Here is a 605-nt window from a genome sequence, read left to right on the forward strand (position 1 = left end):
CAATGCAGTGCGTAAAATTGAAGCGGATTTTCAACGCTCTGCTGATACTCATTTATTTAAACTAGAACTGCCTTCTCTTGATGGTATCGATATCTACCTAAAAGATGAGAGCACGCATCCAACAGGCTCTCTCAAACACCGGTTGGCACGTTCGTTGTTTCTTTATGCGATTTGTAATGGGTGGATTGGTCCTGAAACCACAGTAATTGAAGCATCCTCAGGCAGCACTGCCGTTTCAGAAGCGTATTTTGCTCGCTTACTTGGCTTACCTTTCATTGCCGTTATGCCAAAAACCACCGCGCGTAAAAAGATTGAACAAATTGAGGTTTACGGTGGCAAAGCACACCTTGTTGAACGCTCAGATCAGATTTATGACGAGTCTCGACGTTTGGCTCAAGAGTTAAATGGTCACTACATGGATCAGTTTCCTTATGCTGAACGTGCAACTGAGTGGCGCGGCAACACCAACATCGCTAACTCGATCTTCAGCCAAATGCAGTTAGAAGATCACCCAATTCCGAGTTGGGTAGTGATGAGCCCAGGAACTGGTGGCACTTCAGCAACCATTGGCCGCTTTATTCGTTACCAAAAATACGACACCAAAC

Annotated in this window: 1 protein-coding gene; it reads left to right on the forward strand. The window is 45.3% G+C overall.

Going from position 1 to position 605, the window contains the following annotated elements:
• On the forward strand, nt 1–605 hold a 605-nt coding region (locus tag R7Z47_RS25720), incomplete at both ends, for a PLP-dependent cysteine synthase family protein (RefSeq protein WP_318130877.1).

Source organism: Vibrio sp. 1641 (assembly GCF_033339995.1).
GTDB lineage: Bacteria > Pseudomonadota > Gammaproteobacteria > Enterobacterales > Vibrionaceae > Vibrio > Vibrio alginolyticus.